Annotated in this window: 11 protein-coding genes and 1 riboswitch; of the genes, 4 read left to right on the top strand and 7 right to left on the bottom strand. The window is 68.2% G+C overall.

The features are described 5' to 3' along the window. Positions 1 to 18: 18 nt before the first annotated feature. Positions 19 to 174: riboswitch (FMN riboswitch) on the bottom strand. Between the two features lie 193 nt (positions 175 to 367). Together AKI39_RS00915 and AKI39_RS00910 are read right to left on the bottom strand one after the other, a co-directional pair. Then, a complete protein-coding gene (locus AKI39_RS00915; RefSeq protein WP_066641909.1) occupies positions 368 to 859 on the bottom strand; it encodes an SET domain-containing protein in 492 nt (163 codons plus the stop codon). Positions 860 to 970: 111 nt separating this feature from the next. Then, positions 971 to 1,444, bottom strand: a complete 474-nt coding sequence (locus tag AKI39_RS00910) for an Lrp/AsnC family transcriptional regulator (protein WP_066631583.1) — start codon at positions 1,442 to 1,444, stop codon at positions 971 to 973. A gap of 94 nt (positions 1,445 to 1,538) precedes the next feature. Between AKI39_RS00910 and ilvB the strand changes: the two genes are divergently transcribed. Then, a complete protein-coding gene (gene ilvB / locus AKI39_RS00905) occupies positions 1,539 to 3,362 on the top strand; it encodes a biosynthetic-type acetolactate synthase large subunit (protein ID WP_145925165.1) in 1,824 nt (607 codons plus the stop codon). Between the two features lie 89 nt (positions 3,363 to 3,451). Here the strand turns inward: ilvB and AKI39_RS00900 are convergent, their stop codons facing one another. Together AKI39_RS00900 and AKI39_RS00895 are read right to left on the bottom strand one after the other, a co-directional pair. Then, positions 3,452 to 4,885 (bottom strand): aldehyde dehydrogenase family protein, encoded by a 1,434-nt coding sequence (locus AKI39_RS00900; protein WP_066631580.1) that lies wholly within the window; start codon positions 4,883 to 4,885, stop codon positions 3,452 to 3,454. A 36-nt stretch (positions 4,886 to 4,921) separates the two neighbouring features. Continuing rightward, on the bottom strand, positions 4,922 to 7,633 hold the full coding sequence (locus AKI39_RS00895; protein WP_066631578.1) for a DNA topoisomerase III: 2,712 nt from the start codon (positions 7,631 to 7,633) through the stop codon (positions 4,922 to 4,924). Between the two features lie 61 nt (positions 7,634 to 7,694). Between AKI39_RS00895 and AKI39_RS00890 the strand changes: the two genes are divergently transcribed. Continuing rightward, positions 7,695 to 10,397, top strand: coding sequence for a GDYXXLXY domain-containing protein (locus AKI39_RS00890; protein WP_066631576.1), 2,703 nt, complete (start codon positions 7,695 to 7,697; stop codon positions 10,395 to 10,397). On the opposite strand, the gene gluQRS is transcribed toward AKI39_RS00890, so the two are convergent. Then, entirely contained in the window at positions 10,385 to 11,278 is an 894-nt protein-coding gene (gluQRS, locus tag AKI39_RS00885) for a tRNA glutamyl-Q(34) synthetase GluQRS (RefSeq protein WP_066631574.1), read from the bottom strand. The genes AKI39_RS00890 and gluQRS overlap by 13 nt on opposite strands. Before the next feature lie 121 nt (positions 11,279 to 11,399). Continuing rightward, positions 11,400 to 11,861 (bottom strand): DUF494 family protein, encoded by a 462-nt coding sequence (locus AKI39_RS00880; protein WP_066631572.1) that lies wholly within the window; start codon positions 11,859 to 11,861, stop codon positions 11,400 to 11,402. Between the two features lie 368 nt (positions 11,862 to 12,229). On the opposite strand from AKI39_RS00880, the gene AKI39_RS00875 reads away from it, so the two are divergent. After that, positions 12,230 to 13,243, top strand: a complete 1,014-nt coding sequence (locus AKI39_RS00875; protein WP_338012434.1) for a DSD1 family PLP-dependent enzyme — start codon at positions 12,230 to 12,232, stop codon at positions 13,241 to 13,243. A gap of 205 nt (positions 13,244 to 13,448) precedes the next feature. Next, on the top strand, positions 13,449 to 14,639 hold the full coding sequence (locus AKI39_RS00870) for an acetylornithine transaminase (protein WP_066631570.1): 1,191 nt from the start codon (positions 13,449 to 13,451) through the stop codon (positions 14,637 to 14,639). Between the two features lie 184 nt (positions 14,640 to 14,823). On the opposite strand, the gene AKI39_RS00860 is transcribed toward AKI39_RS00870, so the two are convergent. Then, entirely contained in the window at positions 14,824 to 16,950 is a 2,127-nt protein-coding gene (locus tag AKI39_RS00860; RefSeq protein WP_076879646.1) for an acetyl/propionyl/methylcrotonyl-CoA carboxylase subunit alpha, read from the bottom strand. Positions 16,951 to 16,986: the final 36 nt, after the last annotated feature.

Below are 16,986 nucleotides of genomic sequence, written 5' to 3'. Positions count from 1 at the left end.
GGGTACGGAAGTGTGCCGGCACATCTTCTCTCATCCGGACTATGACCGTCGGCTCTGGCATCTGACCAGATCTGCTGACCCCGCCGACCGTTGCCGGACCGCGGGCGCTCGCGGGCTTGCCACGTTGCGTGGCCTACCGCCGGTGGGGAATTGCACCCCGCCCTGAAGACGTACTGCATGCCGCCGCTAGGCAGCATGGAACGCATTGTATGCCAGCCGTGACCGGGGCGGCCGCCAAGGCCGCGTCCGCGGCAGGGACAAAGCCCGTAGTACGGCGGGATGGCCGGCGGAAGGGGCGCCGCCGAACGGGCCGGGGCAAACCCGTGCGGCGGCCGTTCCCACGCACGGGGCCCGGGGCTGCGGCCGCCTAGCCCTTCTTTTTCTTCTTTTTCTTTTCGGGCAAGGCCAGCATGGTGCCGCGGCACTCGGGCGCGCCGCACAGGCACTTGTAGCCTTCTTTCATCGCCTTGGTGATCTTGCCGTCCAGCACCAGGCCATAGTCGTAGAACAGTTCCTCGCCGCGCTTGATGTCGCGCACCGCATGGATGTACACGCGCTTGCCGGAACTGCCTTCCTGCGATTCGCAGTTGGGCGCGCAGCTGTGGTTGATCCAGCGGGCGTCGTTGCCGTTGTCGCCGCCGTCGATGACCTTGCCGGACGAGAGCGAGAAGAAAAACGTATGGAAGGGATCGTCCGGGTTGGTGGGATGGCGCCGGTCCGCTTCCTTGGCGCTGATTCGTGCGCCGGCGTATTCGATGATGCGCGTGCCGGCCGGGATTTTGCGGGCGGCGAAAACGCCGTTGCCGTGCAGCTTGGAACGCCGCACGACGTGCCAGGGTTTGGAGGTTGCTTCGGTCATGTCCAGCCAGGAGCCGCGCGCATGTCGCGGCAACGTAAGTAGCCGATCGCGCGCGATCGGGCGAAGTGACTACGGCCTGTCAACGCTTCTACCGTTGACAGGCCCTAGCGATTATATCGGCGCAGGGGCCGCCAGCGGCAGCATGGATTCCTTCAGCCGGCGCAGCACGAAGCTGGATTTGCTGTGCCGGATGCCGGGGATGCGATAGAGCTGTTCGCGCAGCAGCCGCTCGTAGTCCCGCGTATCGCGCACCGCGATGCGGATGTAGTAGTCGTAGTCGCCGGAAACCAGGAAGGCTTCCAGCACTTCGGGGATCTGGGCCAGCGCCCGGCCGAATTCGTACAGCGTTTCCTCGCTGTGGCTTTCCAGGGTCACGTGGACGATGACGGTGTCCATGAAACCCAGGGCGGCGGGATCGATGTTGACCGTATAGCCACGGATGACGCCCGCGGTTTCCATGCGCTTGATGCGGTTCCAGCAAGGCGTGGACGACAGTCCCACGGCGGCGCCGATCTCGTTCAGGCTGGCCCGCGCGTTGTCCTGCAGCACGCGCAGGATCGCGAGGTCGAATTTGTCCAGATGCATTTTCTTCAATTCCGGGTTTTCTCGGACTAATTTACCTAATCTGCCCGGGAATCGGAGAAAAACAGGATAAATATTCCGGTCATTCCACCCTAAGATGACAGCCATGAACGATCGTCTTCCCTCCCAGGCATTGAATGGCGCCGACGCCGGCGGCGCGCCCCCCCACGCGAACGGAGCACGCATCCTGCTCGAGACGCTGATCGCGCACGGCGTCGATACCATCTTCGGCTATCCGGGCGGCGCGGTGCTGCCGCTCTACGACGCCCTGTACGCGGAGCCTCGATTGCGCCACGTGCTGGTGCGACACGAGCAGGCGGCCGTGCATGCCGCCGAAGGCTATGCGCGGACGACGGGGCGCACGGGCGTGGTGGTGGTCACCTCCGGTCCCGGGATGGCCAATACGACCTCCGGCCTGCTGGACGCTATGTGCGACTCGATACCGGTGCTGTGCATCAGCGGCCAGGTGGCGACGGCGGCGATCGGCACCGACGCCTTCCAGGAGTGCGACGCCATCGGCATCTCGCGTCCGGTCACCAAGTGGAATACGCAGATCATGCGGGTCGAGGCCGTCGCGGATACCGTCTCGCGGGCGCTCGCCCTGACGCGGCAAGGGCGCCCCGGCCCGGTGCTGGTGGATTTCCCCAAGGATGTGCAGCAGGCCCTGCCGGCCGATCCGGACGACACCCTGCCGGCCGACGAGCGCCGCGGGGTGGCGGCGCTGCGCGCGCGGCGCCAGGCCGTCAAGACCGCGTTCAAGGTGCCGCACAGCGCGGCGCGCCGTGCCGCCGACCTGATCGCGCAGGCCAGGCGGCCGGTGTTCTACGGTGGCGGCGGCTTGATCAATGCCGGCCCCCAGGCATGCGCGGCCTTCAGCGATCTGGTGCGCCATGTGGGCGCGCCCTGCACCTTGACCTTGATGGGCCTGGGCGCCTTTCCCGCTTCCGATCCGTGCTTCCTGGGCATGCTCGGCATGCACGGCACGGTGGAAGCCAACCTGGCCATGCATCATGCGGACCTGATCGTCTGCGTGGGCGCGCGCTTCGATGACCGCATCACCGGCCGGCTGGCGGATTTCTGCCCGCACGCGCGCAAGATCCATATCGATATCGACCCGGCGTCCATCAACAAGGTCGTGCGCGTGGACGTGGCGATGGTGGGCGATTGCCTGCCGCTGGTCGATGCCCTGCGCCAGGCGCTGGCGGAGCGCGCGCCGCCGGCCCCGCAGCTGCGGACATGGTGGCACCGCATCGAACGCTGGCGCGCCAAGGATTGCCTGCGCGTGGCGCCGCGCGACGATGCCATCCTGCCCCAGCACCTGATGCGCCGCCTGGACGCGGCGCTGGCGGGCCGCGACGCCATCGTGTCGACGGACGTCGGCCAGCATCAGATGTGGGCGGCGCAGTACCTGAAGTTCGATCGACCGAACCGTTGGTTGACGTCGGGCGGCGCCGGCACGATGGGCTATGGCCTGCCGGCGGCGATCGGCGCGCAGATCGCCCACCCGGCGCGCACGGTGGTGTGCGTCAGCGGCGATGCATCGGTACTGATGAATATCCAGGAACTGTCAACGGCGATCCAGCACGATGCGCCCGTGAAGGTGGTGTTGTGCAACAACGGCTATATGGGCATGGTGCGGCAGTGGCAGGAGCTGATCCATGGCGGGCGCTACAGCCACAGCTATAACGCCTCGCTGCCGGATTTCGTGGCCGTGGCCAAGGCCTTCGGCTGGAATGCCGCGCGGGTCTCCGACCCCGCCGGCCTGGACGCGGCGCTGGCGCAATGCCTGGACAGCCGCGGGCCGTATTTCCTGGACGTCTGCGTGGCGGAACAGGAAAACTGCTATCCCATGATGCCGGCCGGACAGGGGCATCATCGCATGATGCTGGCCGGCGGCGTCTGGTATGAAGACGAGGCCTGATCGCCAGGCGACGCTGCAGGCGGTTGCCGTCCTGCATCAACCTATGCGAATGGCGGGCCGGCCTTCGCCGCGCATGAAGGCCGGCCCGTTCAGTCGTGCTTGATCGAGATGGTCTTCAGCACGGTAAAGCCATACAGCGCTTCGAAGCCCTTTTCGCGGCCATGGCCGCTGGCCTTGACGCCGCCGAAGGGCAGCTCGATGCCGCCGCCCGCGCCGTAGTTGTTGATGAACACCTGGCCGGCGCGCACTTTGCGCGCCATGCGCAGCTGGCGTCCGCCGTCGCGGGTCCACACGCTGGCCACCAGCCCGTAATCGGTGGAATTGGCGATGCGTACGGCGTCGGCTTCGTCGTCGAAGGGAATGGCCGCCAGCACCGGCCCGAAGACTTCGTCGCGCGCCAGCCGGTGGGCCAGCGGCACGTCGCGCAAGAGCGTGGGCACCTGGTAATAGCCCCCGGCCGGCGCGCCGTCGCTCAGCTTGCCCTGGGCCACCGTGGCGATGCCGTCGCCGCGCGCCTGGGCCAGGAAATCGGCCACGCGCGCCTGCTGGGTCTTGCGGATCAGCGGCCCGCAGTCCAGGTCCTGCCCGGCCGGGCCGGTGCGCAGGGCGGCGAAGGCGGCGCCGACTTTCTCCAGGACTTCTTCGTAGGCACTGCGCTGCACCAGCAGGCGGCTGCCCGCGGAGCAGGTCTGCCCGGCGTTCTGCACGATGGCGTTGATCACCACGGGCAGCATGGCGTCGAAATCCGCGTCGGCGAAAACGATCTGCGGCGACTTGCCGCCCAGCTCGGTCGTGACCGGCGTATGGTTGGCCGCCGCGGTCTGCGTGACCAGGATGCCGATGGCCGGCGAGCCGGTAAAGGAAATATGGTCGATGCCGGGATGGCGCGCCAGCGCATCGCCGGCTTCATGGCCATAGCCGGTGACCACGTTGATGGCGCCGGGCGGGAAGCCCGCTTCGGCGGCCAGCTCGGCGATGCGCAACACCGAGAGGCACGCGTCTTCCGCCGGCTTGACGACGCAGGCATTGCCGGCTGCCAGGGCGCCGCCGACACTGCGGCCGAAGATCTGCAGCGGGTAGTTCCAAGGCACGATGTGCCCGGTCACGCCGTGCGGTTCGCGCAGGGTCAGTACCGTATAGCCATTCTGGTAGGGCAGGGTTTCGCCGTGCAGTTTGTCCGCCGCGCCGCCGTAGAACTCGAAGTAGCGTGCGATGGCGGTGACGTCGGCGCGCGCCTGCTTCGTCGGCTTGCCGCAATCGCGCGATTCGATGGCGGCCAGTTCATCGAAGTGGTCCATGACCAGCAGCGATAGCTTGAGCAGCAGGCGGCCGCGTTCGGCCGCCGTCAAGGCGCCCCACGGACCTTCGTAGGCCTTGCGCGCCGCGGTCACGGCGCGGTCGATATCCGCGGCATTGCCGCGCGGAATGGCGTCGAATTCCTGGCCCGTGGACGGGTCGATGACAGGGATGAACTCACCGGTCGATGACGGCACGGGGCGGTTGTCGATGAAATGCTGCTGCATGGTGGAGGTCTCCTCTCGTTATGGGCTGCGATCCGCTCAGGCCGCTGTTTTGGCCGCGGCTTTCTTTACCGCGGTTTTCTTGGCCGGCGCCTTCTTGGCCGCGGTCTTCCGGGGCGCGGCCTTCTTCACCGCCTTCTTCGCGGCCGGCGCGCGCGCCGTTTTGGCGGCGGTCCCTGCAGAGTCGTCGCCGGATGCCTCGGCCCCGCTCGCGGCGGTCTTCGTCGCGCCTCTGGCGGCGGTCTTGGCCCCGGTCTTCGCCGGAGCCCCCCTGCCGGCCGTCTTGCCGCCCGGCTTTTCGGCGCGCGGTTCGAATTCGAAGCCGATCTTGCCGTCGGGCTGGCGCACCAGATACGCCTTGAACTTGCGGTTCGTGCGGCTGGAGACGAAGCCGTCGAGCAAGTCCGTGCGGCCTTCGGTCAACAGTTTTTCCATCTGCGCGCGTGAGATTTCCTGCTGCAGGATGACCTTGCCGGAACGGAAGGTGCAGGTCTTTTCAGGACCGACCGACTTCTCGCAGACATAGCTCATGCCGTGCTCGAAAACGCGCGACTGGCATTTCGGGCACGGGCCGACCGGCGTCTGGCCGGAGAAATCGACCGGTTCGCTGTCCTCGTCGTTGCTCTGGCCGAAATCGAATTCCAGCTTGTACTCGTCGGTGATGCGCAGGATGGCCGCGAAGGGCCGCCCCATTTTGCTGATGAATCCCTGCAGCGGGCCGATCTCGCGCTTGGCCAGGAGTTCCTCGACTTCCGGCAGCTCGAAGGTGCGGCCGCCCGGGTGCTTGCCGATGGAGAAGTCGCAGTTGGTGCACGCGTAGCGGCGATAGTTTTCCTTGACCACGCCGCCGCACTTGGGACACGGCGTCTGCAGCGTGGCGTAGTCGCCCGGCACGGTGTCGCGCTCGTATTCCTTCGCGCGCTTGACGATGATCTGCGTCATCTGCGCGATTTCGCGCATGAAGGCGTCGCGCTGCAGGCCACCCTGTTCGATCTGCTTGAGCTTGTGTTCCCACTCGCCCGTCAATTCCGGCGAGGTCAGTTCGGTCACATCCAGGCCGGACAGCAGCGTCATCAGCTGGCGTGCCTTGGCGGTGGGCACCAGGTCGCGCCCGTCACGGCGCAGGTAGCCTTCGTTCAGCAGGCCTTCGATAATGGCCGCCCGCGTGGCCGGCGTGCCCAGGCCGCGCTCGGACATGGCTTCGCGCAATTCCTCGTCTTCCACCAGCTTGCCCGCGCCTTCCATGGCGGACAGCAGCGTGGCTTCGTTGTAGCGGGGAGGCGGCTTGGTGGCCATGCCCACGGCTTCGACCTCTTCCGTGCGCACCTTTTCGCCATCGGCGACCGGCACCAGGTTGGCGTCCTCGCCTTGCGCTTCCTTGCCGTAGACGGCCAGCCATCCCGGCGCCACCAGGACCTTGCCGTCGGTGCGGAAACGATGGCCCTGCACATCGGTCATGCGGGTCGTCACGCGATATTCCGCCGCCGGGAAGAACACCGCCAGGAAGCGCTTGAGCACCAGGTCGTAAAGCTTGGCTTCCGCTTCGCTGAGGTCGCGCGGCACTTGCAGGGTGGGAATGATCGCGAAGTGATCGGACACCTTCTTGTTGTCGAAGATGCGGCGGTTGGGCTTGACCCAGCTCTGCGCCACGATGTGGGCCGCATGGCGCGCCGTGGCGGCGGCTGGCCCACCCTGCGCGTCGGCCAGCGTGCGCATGGTGTCGCGCACGGTGTTGATGTAGTCCTCGGGCAGGTAGCGCGAATCGGTACGCGGGTAGGTCAGCGCCTTGTGCCGTTCATAAAGGGTTTGCGCCAGCGCCAGCGTCGTCTTGGCCGAAAAGCCGAAACGGCCGTTGGCCTCGCGCTGCAGCGACGTCAGGTCGTACAGCGCGGGCGACAGTTGCGTCGAGGGCTTGGATTCTTCCGTGACGGTGCCGGGCTGCTCGCGGCAGGCCGCGACCACGCTCTGCGCCGCGGCCTGCGACCACAGACGCGATTCGCGTTTTTCAGGATCGCGCTCGTCCCGTTTGAAGTCCGGGTCGATCCAGCGGCCTTCGTAGAGGCCGGCGGCGGCGACGAAGGTGGCGCGCACCTCCCAGTAGTCGCGCGACACGAAGGCCCGGATGCGGTTCTCGCGTTCGTTCACGATGGCCAGGGTCGGCGTCTGCACCCGGCCTACCGGGGTCTTGAAAAAACCGCCGTCCTTGCTGTTGAAGGCGGTCATGGCGCGCGTGCCGTTGATGCCCACCAGCCAGTCGGCTTCGGCGCGCGAGCGCGCGGCGGCTTCCAGCGGTTTCATGACGGTGTCGTCGCGCAGGTTGGCGAAGGCCTCGCGGATGGCGGCCTGCGTCATGGATTGCAGCCACAAGCGGCGGATCGGCTTGTTCACCCCCGCGTATTGAATGATGTAACGAAAGATCAGCTCGCCTTCGCGCCCGGCGTCACAGGCGTTGATGATGCTGTCGACGTCCTTGCGCTTGGCCAGGCGGACCAGCAGTTTCAGGCGCTCGCTGGACCGCTTGTCGGTCGGATCCAATTCGAACTTCGGGGGAATCACCGGCAGGTGGGCGAAGCTCCACTTGCCCTTCACGGGATCGTTCGGCGCCACCAGGCTCAGCAGATGGCCGACGCTGGAACTCAGGACGTAACGTTCGCTTTCAAAGTATTCCCCCTCACGCGCGAAGCCTCCCAGGGCGCGTGATATATCCAGGGCGACCGAGGGCTTCTCGGCAATAATCAGCGTTTTGCTCATGTGTTTCCAATGGCGGCGGCCCGCCGCAATAGCGCGGATGATAAGAGGGGAGAATCGCCACATGCAAGTCGATACCCACACGCCGGCAGGATCGGAATTGCACGCTTGGCGCGCGTTTCTGGCGCGCGCCACGCTGGCGCTGGGGCTTTTGCTGCTGGCCAGCGCGGCGGTTTGCTGGGTCGCGGCCAACTGGGGCGCGATGAGCAAAACGCAGCGCCTGGCGGGTGCGCAGGGCTTGCTGGCAGCAAGCGCCTTGCTTGCCGCTTTCCTGTACGCGCGCCCGGCGCGCACCGCCATTGCCGCGCACGGCCGCGCCTGCGTGGTCGGACTGGCTGGGGTACTGCTGGGCGCCCTGTTGGCGCTGGTGGGCCAGACCTACCAGACGGGCGCCGATACCTGGGAACTGTTCGCCTTGTGGGCCGGCCTGATGCTGCCCTGGGCATGGGCCGCCCGCAGCCAGGGCGTCTGGCTGTTCTGGATCGTACTGGCCAATATGGCGCTGGCGCTCCTGCTGGGCGAACGCGTGCTGTCCTGGTGGGTGGTTTTCGACGGGCCGGGCTTTCCCAGCCTGATCGTGAGCGCCGCCAACCTGATCATGCTGGCCATCTGGGAATTCTGCGCCTGGCGCGGGCATGCGCGCACGGGCGTGGGCCCGCGGGTGCTGGCGCTGCTGGCCGTGGGCGTCCTGGCGCTCGCGCTTATGTTCGGCGAATCCGTGGTCGACGGGCTGGGAACCTATACCGGCCTGGCCTGGGTGGGCGTTACGCTGGTGCTGGGCTACTTCTATACGCGCGTCCGCCTGGACCTGGTCGTGCTCGCGCTCCTCGCGGCGGGCGTGATCTGCGTGTCCCTGCGCGTGGTGGGCGAATGGTTGCTGCGGATCGACCCCGGCGTGTGGGTTGCGCTGCCCCTGGCCGCGCTGCTGATGGGTGAGGCCGTCGTGGCGGCGCGCTGGCTGCGCCGGCTGGCCGCCGGCCAAGCCGTCGCCACGCCGGCAGGGGTCGCGGCGGCCGGCCAGCCGGACGGCGCCCAGGCCGGCGACGGGCGGGCGGCGCACGAACTGGATGCGGCGCGGGCCCCCGCCATGCCGGCCGCCCCCGAAGCGGCGGCATCGGCCGGCGGGGCGGTCGAGCCCGACACCGTCGCGCCGGCCGTTGCGCAGCTGGGGCCCCAGGCTGTACGGCGAGCCGCCACGCCATGGTACGTCCAAGGCCTGCTGGGGCTGAGCGCGTGGATCGCCACCCTGCTGCTGCTGTTGTTCCTGGTGGTTTCCGGCATCGTCCAGACCACGTCGGCCGCCCTGGTGCTGGGTCTGGTCCTGTGCGCGGCCGGGGTGGCCGTGGCGCGTGGCGCCCAGCAGCTGTTCTGGCGCCAGTGCGCCACGGCGCTGGCTTTTTCGGGACAGATCCTGGTGACGGCCGGATTGTCCGTCTCCAATTCGCCCGCCGGCTCGGCGCTGCTCATCCTGGTGTTGGCGGCGGCGGTCTATGTCCTGGCCCCGGACGCCATCCTGCGTTTCCTCAGCGGCGTCATGATCGCCCTGTCCCTTTTCATATTGACGTCCTTTTCCGCCGGCACCCAGCACCTCTACGAACACGTCCTGACCTGGATGGATGCCGACATGGTACGCGGCCTGGCGGTCTGGCTGCCGGCCTGCGTGGGCGCGGCCTGGCTTGCCGCGGCCGCCTTCCTGGTGCGCGAACGCATGTCCGCGGCGCGCCGCGACGCGCTGCAGCCCCTGGCCTGGGCCTTCGCGCTGGCCTCCCAGTTGGCCGCCCTGCAGGCTACCGGCGTGCCGGTGTGGGAGCTGCCCGCCCTGTGGGCGCTGCACCCGCCCGCCGTGGCGTATCTGATCCTGGCCGCCCTGCTGCCCGTCGCCGTGGCGTGGGTGCTGGTCCGCCGCCGCCGCGCCGTGCTGCCGCGCAGCGTCCGCCTGGGGGTGCCGCTGGGCCTGCTGCTGCTGGCGGTGTGCTGGCTGCCCGCCCCCGGCATCGCCTTCGCCCTGTCGTGGATCCTGCTGGGCTTCGGGCTCGGCCGGCCGCGCCTGCTGCGCTGGGGACAGGTGGTGCTGCTGATCTACCTGGTTCTGTATTACTACCAATTGAACGTGCCTTTGCTGCAAAAGTCGGTATGGCTGGTTGGGGCGGGCGTTCTGCTGCTGCTCATGCGCGTCGTCGCCTGGCGCCTGCCGCGCTGGCTGGAAGGGGTCGCGCCGGCATCGCTCGCCGTGCCCGCGACGCCGCGGCGGCCGCTATGGGCGGCGGTCATCGTGGCTGGCCTGGTGGCGGTGCTCGCGGTCGTCAACACCGGGATCTGGCAGCGCGAACATGTGCTGGCGGACGGCCACGTCGTCCGCCTGGCGTTGGCCCCCATCGACCCGCGCGCCTTCATGCAGGGCGACTATATGGCGCTACGGTTCGCGGCGGCGCGCGACATCCCGGGCCTGCAGGACGGCCGCCCCGCCGCCCTGGCCAGCTTGTGGGGCGGCCCCGCCACCGACGGCTATCTGGTGCTGTTGCCCGATGCCCAGGGCGTGGCCCAGCCCGTGCGCGTGCAGCCGAAGCCCGAGCCGCACGATGCGCGTGAAGTCGTGCTGCGCTACCGCCTGCGGGCCGACGGCGTGCGCCTGGTGACCAATGCGTTCTTCTTCCCCGAAGGCGAAGCCGCGCGCTATGCGCAGGCGCGCTACGGCGAATTGCGGGTCGGCGACGACGGCACCGGTTTGCTGGTGCGGCTGTTGAATGCGGATCTTCAGCCTTTGTAGCGACGCGCCCATTGCGGGATGGCCTCGGCCAGGAAACGGGCCGGGGTGTCGGCCGCGATAGGCCCGAAACCCAGCGCGCGCCACGCTAGCCCCAGCTGTTCCACCGGCCGCGCCAGGTCCAGCGCCGGGGCATGGTTCTGCTTGGACAGCTTCAAGCCCGTGGCCGGGTCCAGGATCAGCGGGACGTGCATCACGCGTGGCGGCCGCGCCCCGAGCAGGCGCGCCAGCACCCGCTGGCGCGCCGTCGAACTCAGCAGATCGGCGCCGCGCACGACATCCGTTACGCCCTGCGCCGCGTCGTCCACGACCACCGCCAGTTGATAGGCCCACAAGCCGTCCGCGCGCCGCAGCACGAAATCGCCCACGGCATGCGCGACGTCCTGGCGTTGCGCGCCCAGCCAGCGATCGATGAAGCTCTCTTCGCCCGGCGGTACCCGCAGCCGCCACGCGCGCGCCTGCCTGCCGGGCGGCAAGCCGTTACGGCACGTGCCGACATAAGGCCGTTCACCGTCCAGGAGGGCTTGCCGCGCGCCGCGGGCCTTTTCGAGCGCCGCGTGGTTTTCGACGATTTCGCGCCGCGTGCAGGCGCAGCCGTAGACCAGGCCGCGCGCCGCCAGCGCGTCCATCGCCTGGCGATACGCCGCATCGCGCTGCGACTGCCACAGCACCTCGCCGTCCCAGCGCAGCCCCAGCGTCTGCAATTGCCGCATGATGACGCGGTCGGCACCCGGCACCGTGCGCGGCGCATCGATGTCCTCGATACGCAGCAGCCAGGTGCCGCCGTGGGCGCGCGCATCCAGGTAGCTCGCCAAGGCGGCGACCAGCGATCCCGCGTGCAGCGGGCCGCTGGGGCTGGGAGCGAAACGGCCGATGTAGGGCATGAACGAGCGGGTAGGCGATGCGCCGATGCAAAACCGAAGGGACTAGCCGAAGGCCCGAGCGCAAGCCGGGTCCAAAGCAAAACCGGCCCGAAGGCCGGCTGGATCGGGGAGCGGCGCGGTGTCAGTGCAGGCGGCGGACGTCGCCGTCGTCGTCGAGCAGTTCTTCGAGCACCAGGTTATCGATGTCCGCTTCCTGGCTCCAGAGCACCATCAGGGCGGTGATCTTTAGCTTGGACAGGGGGACAGGCGATTCCGGCGCGGCCAGGGCGCGGTCGATGACGATCTCGCGCAGCGGCGCGGGCAAGACGCCCGCGGATTCGAGGAAGGTGATGAAGCCGATGGCTTCGCTGCCTAGCTGGCGATATTCGCTATCGGTGTAGATGCGCGTGCCGGTCGCCGGCTGCTGGGCAAGATCCACGCAGCGCTCGGTGGTCTCGGCCAGGCCGTACAGCCAGCCGAGCGCATCGTCGATGTCTTCGTGTTCGAAGCCCGCCGCGGCCAGACGTTTCGCCAGTACATCCGCCGCAGGACAGGCTTGCGGCGTGTAGTAATTTTCAAAAAGATAGACCAGGATATCGAACATAGGGCGCAGCGTTTGTGCCAGTCTGCCCAGTCGGCCCGCTTATCGGCAAACCAGCAAACATGAATTGACTTTACGCTTATTCAAGGTTCGGGGCAACCGCCCCGGGGCCGGTGTTATATGGATGCGACGGCGTAGCGCGCAGAACGCCGTAGTTGAGCATAATTTCAGTGACCCGTCAGGCGCCCGCCTGGCTACGTCATCCTACACATCAGGAGAACTGCTTGGACAACACCGAACTGGACGTGACCGGCGAGGCCGCCCCATTGCCGCAACTGCCGCCGCCGGCGCGTATCGGCGACGCTTGGGATCAGGTGGACACGCCGTGCCTGGTGCTGGACCTGGACGCGTTCGAGCACAACCTGCGCGCCATGCAGGACTGGGCCGACCGCTGCGGCGTCGCGCTGCGGCCGCATGCCAAGGCGCACAAGTGTCCGGAGGTCGCGTTGCGCCAGGCAGCACTGGGCGCGCGCGGGGTGTGCGTGCAGAAGGTCAGCGAAGCGCTGCCCTTCGTCGCGGCCGGCATACAGGACATCCATATCAGCAACGAGGTCGTCGGCGCGGCGAAGCTGGATCTGCTGGCCGCGCTTGCCCGCCAGGCCAGGGTGAGCGTGTGCGTGGACCACGTGGACAACGTCGCCGACCTGTCGCGCGCGGCTGCCCGGCACGGCGCGCGCATCGACGTGCTGATCGAACTGGACGTGGGGCAGGGCCGCTGTGGCGTGTCCTCGCCCACCGCCGCGCTGGAACTGGCGCGGCGCATCGAAAGCCTGCCGGGCCTGCGCTTCGCCGGCCTGCAGGCGTATCACGGCTCGCTGCAGCACCGGCGCGGCCATGCGGAACGCGCGGCTGCCTGCCGGGAAAGCGCGGCCCGCGCCAAGGAATGCGCGCGCGTCCTGGCCGAGCATGATTACGCCTGCCCCATCATCACCGGCTCCGGCACGGGCACTGCCGAGTTCGACGGCCCCGGTGACGTCTATACGGAACTGCAGGCGGGCACGTATGCCTTCATGGACGGGGATTACGGCGATAACGAATGGGCAGGCGAACTGCGCCTGCGCAATAGCCTGTTCGTGTTGAGCAGCGTGATGAGCACGCCGTCCGCCGACCGCATCGTGCTGGACGCCGGCCTGAAATCCACCACGATCGAATGCGGTTTGCCGCGGTTGCATGAACAACCCGGGCTGACCTATGTCGCCGCCAACGATGAACATGGCGTGGTGCGCGTGGCGGCCGGCGCCGCGACGCCGGCACTGGGGACGAAGCTCAAGCTGGTGCCCTCGCACTGCGATCCGACCTTCAATCTGCACGATACGCTGGTGGTGTTGCGCGGCGGCGTCGTCGAAGGCCTCTGGCCCATCGCGGCGCGCGGCCTCAGCCGTTGATCGGGTCCGGCCGGCGTGGCAGGCGCCCCCCGTGGAACGGGTCGCGGGGCCGCGGGCGTGGGGCTGCTCGCCTCACCACGCGCCCGCGCATCGAAAATAATGGCCGCCACAGGCAATGCGGTGGCCAACGGGTGATAAATTTACTCCCTTGCCCGCCAATACCCGCGGCGGTGCAAACCTTACCTTCCTTCAACCAGGAACAACCATGGAATTCAGCCAGTACAACGTCAACACCCTCATGGAGATCACTTCCCGCCCGGACCTCGTGTTCGTGCGAGGACAGGGATCCTGGCTGGAGGACAACACGGGCAAGCGATACCTGGACTTCATCCAGGGCTGGGCGGTGAACTGCCTGGGCCACACCGCGCCTGAAATGCTGCGGGCGCTGAACGAGCAGGCGGCCAAGCTGATGAATCCGTCGCCGGCCTACTACAACGAGCCGTCGCTGCAGCTGGCCCAGCGCCTGACGCAGGGATCGGTGTTCGATCGCGTCTTCTTCGCCAACAGCGGCGCCGAAGCCAACGAAGGCGCCATCAAGCTGGCGCGCAAGTGGGGCAAGGTCAATCGCAATGGCGCGTACAAGATCATCACCATGGATCACAGCTTCCATGGCCGTACGCTGGCGACCATGTCGGCGTCGGGCAAGCCCGGCTGGGGCACGATGTTCGCGCCGCAGGTGGACGGTTTTCCCAAGGCCAACCTGAACGACCTGGATTCGGTGCACAAGCTGATCGATGCGCAGACCGTCGCCGTCATGCTGGAGCCCGTGCAAGGCGAAGGCGGCGTCATCCCCGCCACCACGGAGTTCATGCAGGGCCTGCGCAAGCTGGCCGACCAGCACGGCATCCTGCTCATCGTTGATGAAGTGCAGACCGGCATGGGCCGTACCGGCACCATGTTCGCCTACCAGCAGTTCGGCATCACGCCCGATATCATGACGCTGGGCAAGGGCATCGGCGGCGGCGTGCCGCTGGCGGCCCTGCTGGCGCGCCAGGACGTCAGCGTGTTCTCGCACGGGGAACAGGGTGGAACCTACAACGGCAACCCCTTGATGACCGCCGTCGGCGTGGCCGTGTTCGACGTGCTGAACGCGCCGGGCTTCCTGGACTCGGTGCAGGCGCGCGGCCGCCAGCTGTCCGAAGGCCTGTTCAAGCTCTCGGCCAAATGGGGCATGCACGGCGAACGCGGCGCGGGCCTGCTGCGCGCGCTGGTGATGGACCGCGACGACGGCCCGGCCATCGTCGATGCGGCGCGCAAGCTGGAACCGCAAGGCATGCTGCTGAACGCGCCGCGCGGCAACCTGCTGCGCTTCATGCCGGCCCTGAACGTGACCGAACAGGAAATCGACCTGATGCTGAAAACGCTGGATGGCGTGATCGCGGCGATGCGCGGTTAAGCCGGCCGGCGCCAACCGGGGCCCGCGGACGGCGCGCGCGTTGGACTTGCGTCCAGCCGTGCGTGTGTCCAGTGCGGGCCCTTTTTCATTCGAATGCGTTGCGCGTGCGATGGGCGCGGATGCCCGCCGCGACGGCCGCCGGCGGCGCGCGCCGACGCGATGGCCGTGGGCTCGGCGGATTCCTTTATTTCAATGCGATCAGCGTCGCGCCCTCGGGCACTTGGTCGCCCACGGCATAGAAGACTTCCGCCACCTCGCCGTCGTCGGCCGCCGCGATGGTGTGCTCCATCTTCATGGCTTCCATGACCAGCAGGGCCTGGCCCTTGCGCACCGCATCGCCGGCGCGCACGCCGATGGAAATGATCTTGCCCGGCATGGGCGCCGTCATATCGCCGGCGTGCTCGCTGTGATGCTCGCCCGCATGGGCCAGCGGATCGTCCAGCACCAGCTGGCGTGCGTCGCCGTCCTGGAAGACGTGGAAGCCCTCGTCCGTCCACACCGCCGTGCCGCGGATGTCTTCGTTGCCCATGACGACGCGGATTTCCCAGGACTGTCCCGCTTGCCCCTGCGGCGCCGCGTCCCATTGCAAGGGCCGCGCGGTGTCGCCGTCCAGCGATAGCGTCCACGCCTGGCCATCGCGCCTCAGCACGACGTCGCGCCGAACGTCCCGATCCAGCCAGCGCACGAGCCGTTCATAACGGCCGTCCACGCGCCAGCCGTCGCGCGCGTCCCAGGGTCCCCCTGATAACGGCGCCGGGGCCGTAGCCGGGGCTGCTGGCGATATGGCTGCGGGCGCGGACGGCGCGGCGCCGGCGTCCCCGCTGCCCATGGCCTGGCGACCCGCCATCGGCTCGCCATGGGCGGGCTGTGCGCCCGCCGCGCTTTCGCGCGCCAGCAGGGCGGCGGTCGCCAGCGCCAGCATGGACGGCGATGCGGCGGCGGGCGATGGCAGCAAGGTGTCGCGCCGGCGTTCGATAAGGCCGGTGTCCAGGTCAGCGGCGGCAAAAGCTTCATCGCGCATCAGGCGGCCCAGGAAAGCCGTGTTGGTGTGCAGGCCCACCACGCGCACCTGCGCCAGCGCCTGGGCCATGCGCGTGCGAGCGGCGTCGCGGTCCTCACCGTGCACGATGAGCTTGGCGATCATCGGGTCGTAGTGCGGCGTAATGGCATCGCTGGCGCGCACGCCGCCATCCACGCGCACCGCGCCGTTGGTGAAGGCGGTATGCGGCGGCAGCGTCAGGTAGCGCAGGGTTCCGATGGACGGCAGGAATCCGGTGTCCGGGTTTTCGGCGTAGATACGCGCTTCGATGGCATGTCCGCGCAGCCGCAGATCCTGTTGCCGCGCCGGCAGCGCTTCCCCGGCCGCCACGCGCAGCTGCCATTCGACGAGGTCCACGCCGGTGATCATTTCCGTCACCGGGTGCTCCACCTGCAACCGCGTATTCATTTCCATGAAATAAAAGCGGCCGTCGGGCTCGGCGATGAACTCGACGGTCCCCGCGCCCACGTAGCCCACCGCGCGCGCGGCGGCGACCGCGGCTTCGCCCATGGCCTGGCGGCGGTCTTCCGTCATGCCGGGCGCCGGGGCTTCCTCGATGACTTTCTGGTGGCGCCGCTGCACGGAGCAATCGCGCTCGAACAGATAGATGCAATGTCCGTGGGTATCGGCGAAGACCTGGATTTCGATGTGCCGAGGCTTTTGCAGATAGCGTTCGATCAGCACGCGGTCGTCGCCGAAGCTGGACGCCGCCTCGCGCCGGCAGGATGCCAGCGCATCTGCGAAATCCGCGCCGTCCTGCACGATGCGCATGCCCTTGCCGCCGCCGCCCGCGCTCGCCTTGATCAGCACGGGGTAGCCGATGGCATCGGCCTGGCGGCGCAGGAAGTTCGCATCCTGGTTGTCACCGTGATAGCCCGGCACCAAGGGCACGCCGGCCTTTTCCATCAGCTGCTTGGCGGCCGATTTGCTGCCCATGGCGGCGATGGCCGCCGCGGGTGGGCCGACGAAGACCATGCCGGCTGCCGCCACGCTTTCCGCGAAGGCGGCGTTTTCCGACAAGAAACCATAGCCGGGATGAATCGCTTGCGCGCCGGTGGCGCGGGCGGCGGCCAGGATCAGCTCGCCGCGCAGGTAGCTGGCGCGCGGCTCGGCCGGCCCCAGGCGCACGGCCGTATCGCAGGCGGCAACGTGCGGCGCCCGCGCGTCCGCGTCCGAGTACACGGCGACCGTGCGGATGCCCAGACGTCGGGCGGTGGCCGCGACGCGACAGGCGATTTCACCGCGATTGGCGATAAGCAGGGTAGAAAACACGCGGGACTCCTGAAGGCATACGCGAAACGGATACAC

The sequence above is a fragment of the Bordetella sp. H567 genome, from assembly GCF_001704295.1.
Lineage (GTDB): Bacteria > Pseudomonadota > Gammaproteobacteria > Burkholderiales > Burkholderiaceae_B > Bordetella_C.
The sequence above is the reverse complement of the archived record's forward strand: the minus strand, read 5'-3'. Positions and strand labels throughout refer to the sequence as shown.

Excerpts from the sequence above, each read along its gene's own strand:
- AKI39_RS00915 (WP_066641909.1), bottom strand. The coding sequence starts at position 859 with ATGACCGAAGCAACCTCCAAACCCTGGCACGTCGTGCGGCGTTCCAAG.
- AKI39_RS00910 (WP_066631583.1), bottom strand. The coding sequence starts at position 1,444 with ATGCATCTGGACAAATTCGACCTCGCGATCCTGCGCGTGCTGCAGGAC.
- ilvB (WP_145925165.1), top strand. The coding sequence starts at position 1,539 with ATGACAGCCATGAACGATCGTCTTCCCTCCCAGGCATTGAATGGCGCC.
- AKI39_RS00900 (WP_066631580.1), bottom strand. The coding sequence starts at position 4,885 with ATGCAGCAGCATTTCATCGACAACCGCCCCGTGCCGTCATCGACCGGT.
- AKI39_RS00895 (WP_066631578.1), bottom strand. The coding sequence starts at position 7,633 with ATGAGCAAAACGCTGATTATTGCCGAGAAGCCCTCGGTCGCCCTGGAT.
- AKI39_RS00890 (WP_066631576.1), top strand. The coding sequence starts at position 7,695 with ATGCAAGTCGATACCCACACGCCGGCAGGATCGGAATTGCACGCTTGG.
- gluQRS (WP_066631574.1), bottom strand. The coding sequence starts at position 11,278 with ATGCCCTACATCGGCCGTTTCGCTCCCAGCCCCAGCGGCCCGCTGCAC.
- AKI39_RS00880 (WP_066631572.1), bottom strand. The coding sequence starts at position 11,861 with ATGTTCGATATCCTGGTCTATCTTTTTGAAAATTACTACACGCCGCAA.
- AKI39_RS00875 (WP_338012434.1), top strand. The coding sequence starts at position 12,230 with ATGCAGGACTGGGCCGACCGCTGCGGCGTCGCGCTGCGGCCGCATGCC.
- AKI39_RS00870 (WP_066631570.1), top strand. The coding sequence starts at position 13,449 with ATGGAATTCAGCCAGTACAACGTCAACACCCTCATGGAGATCACTTCC.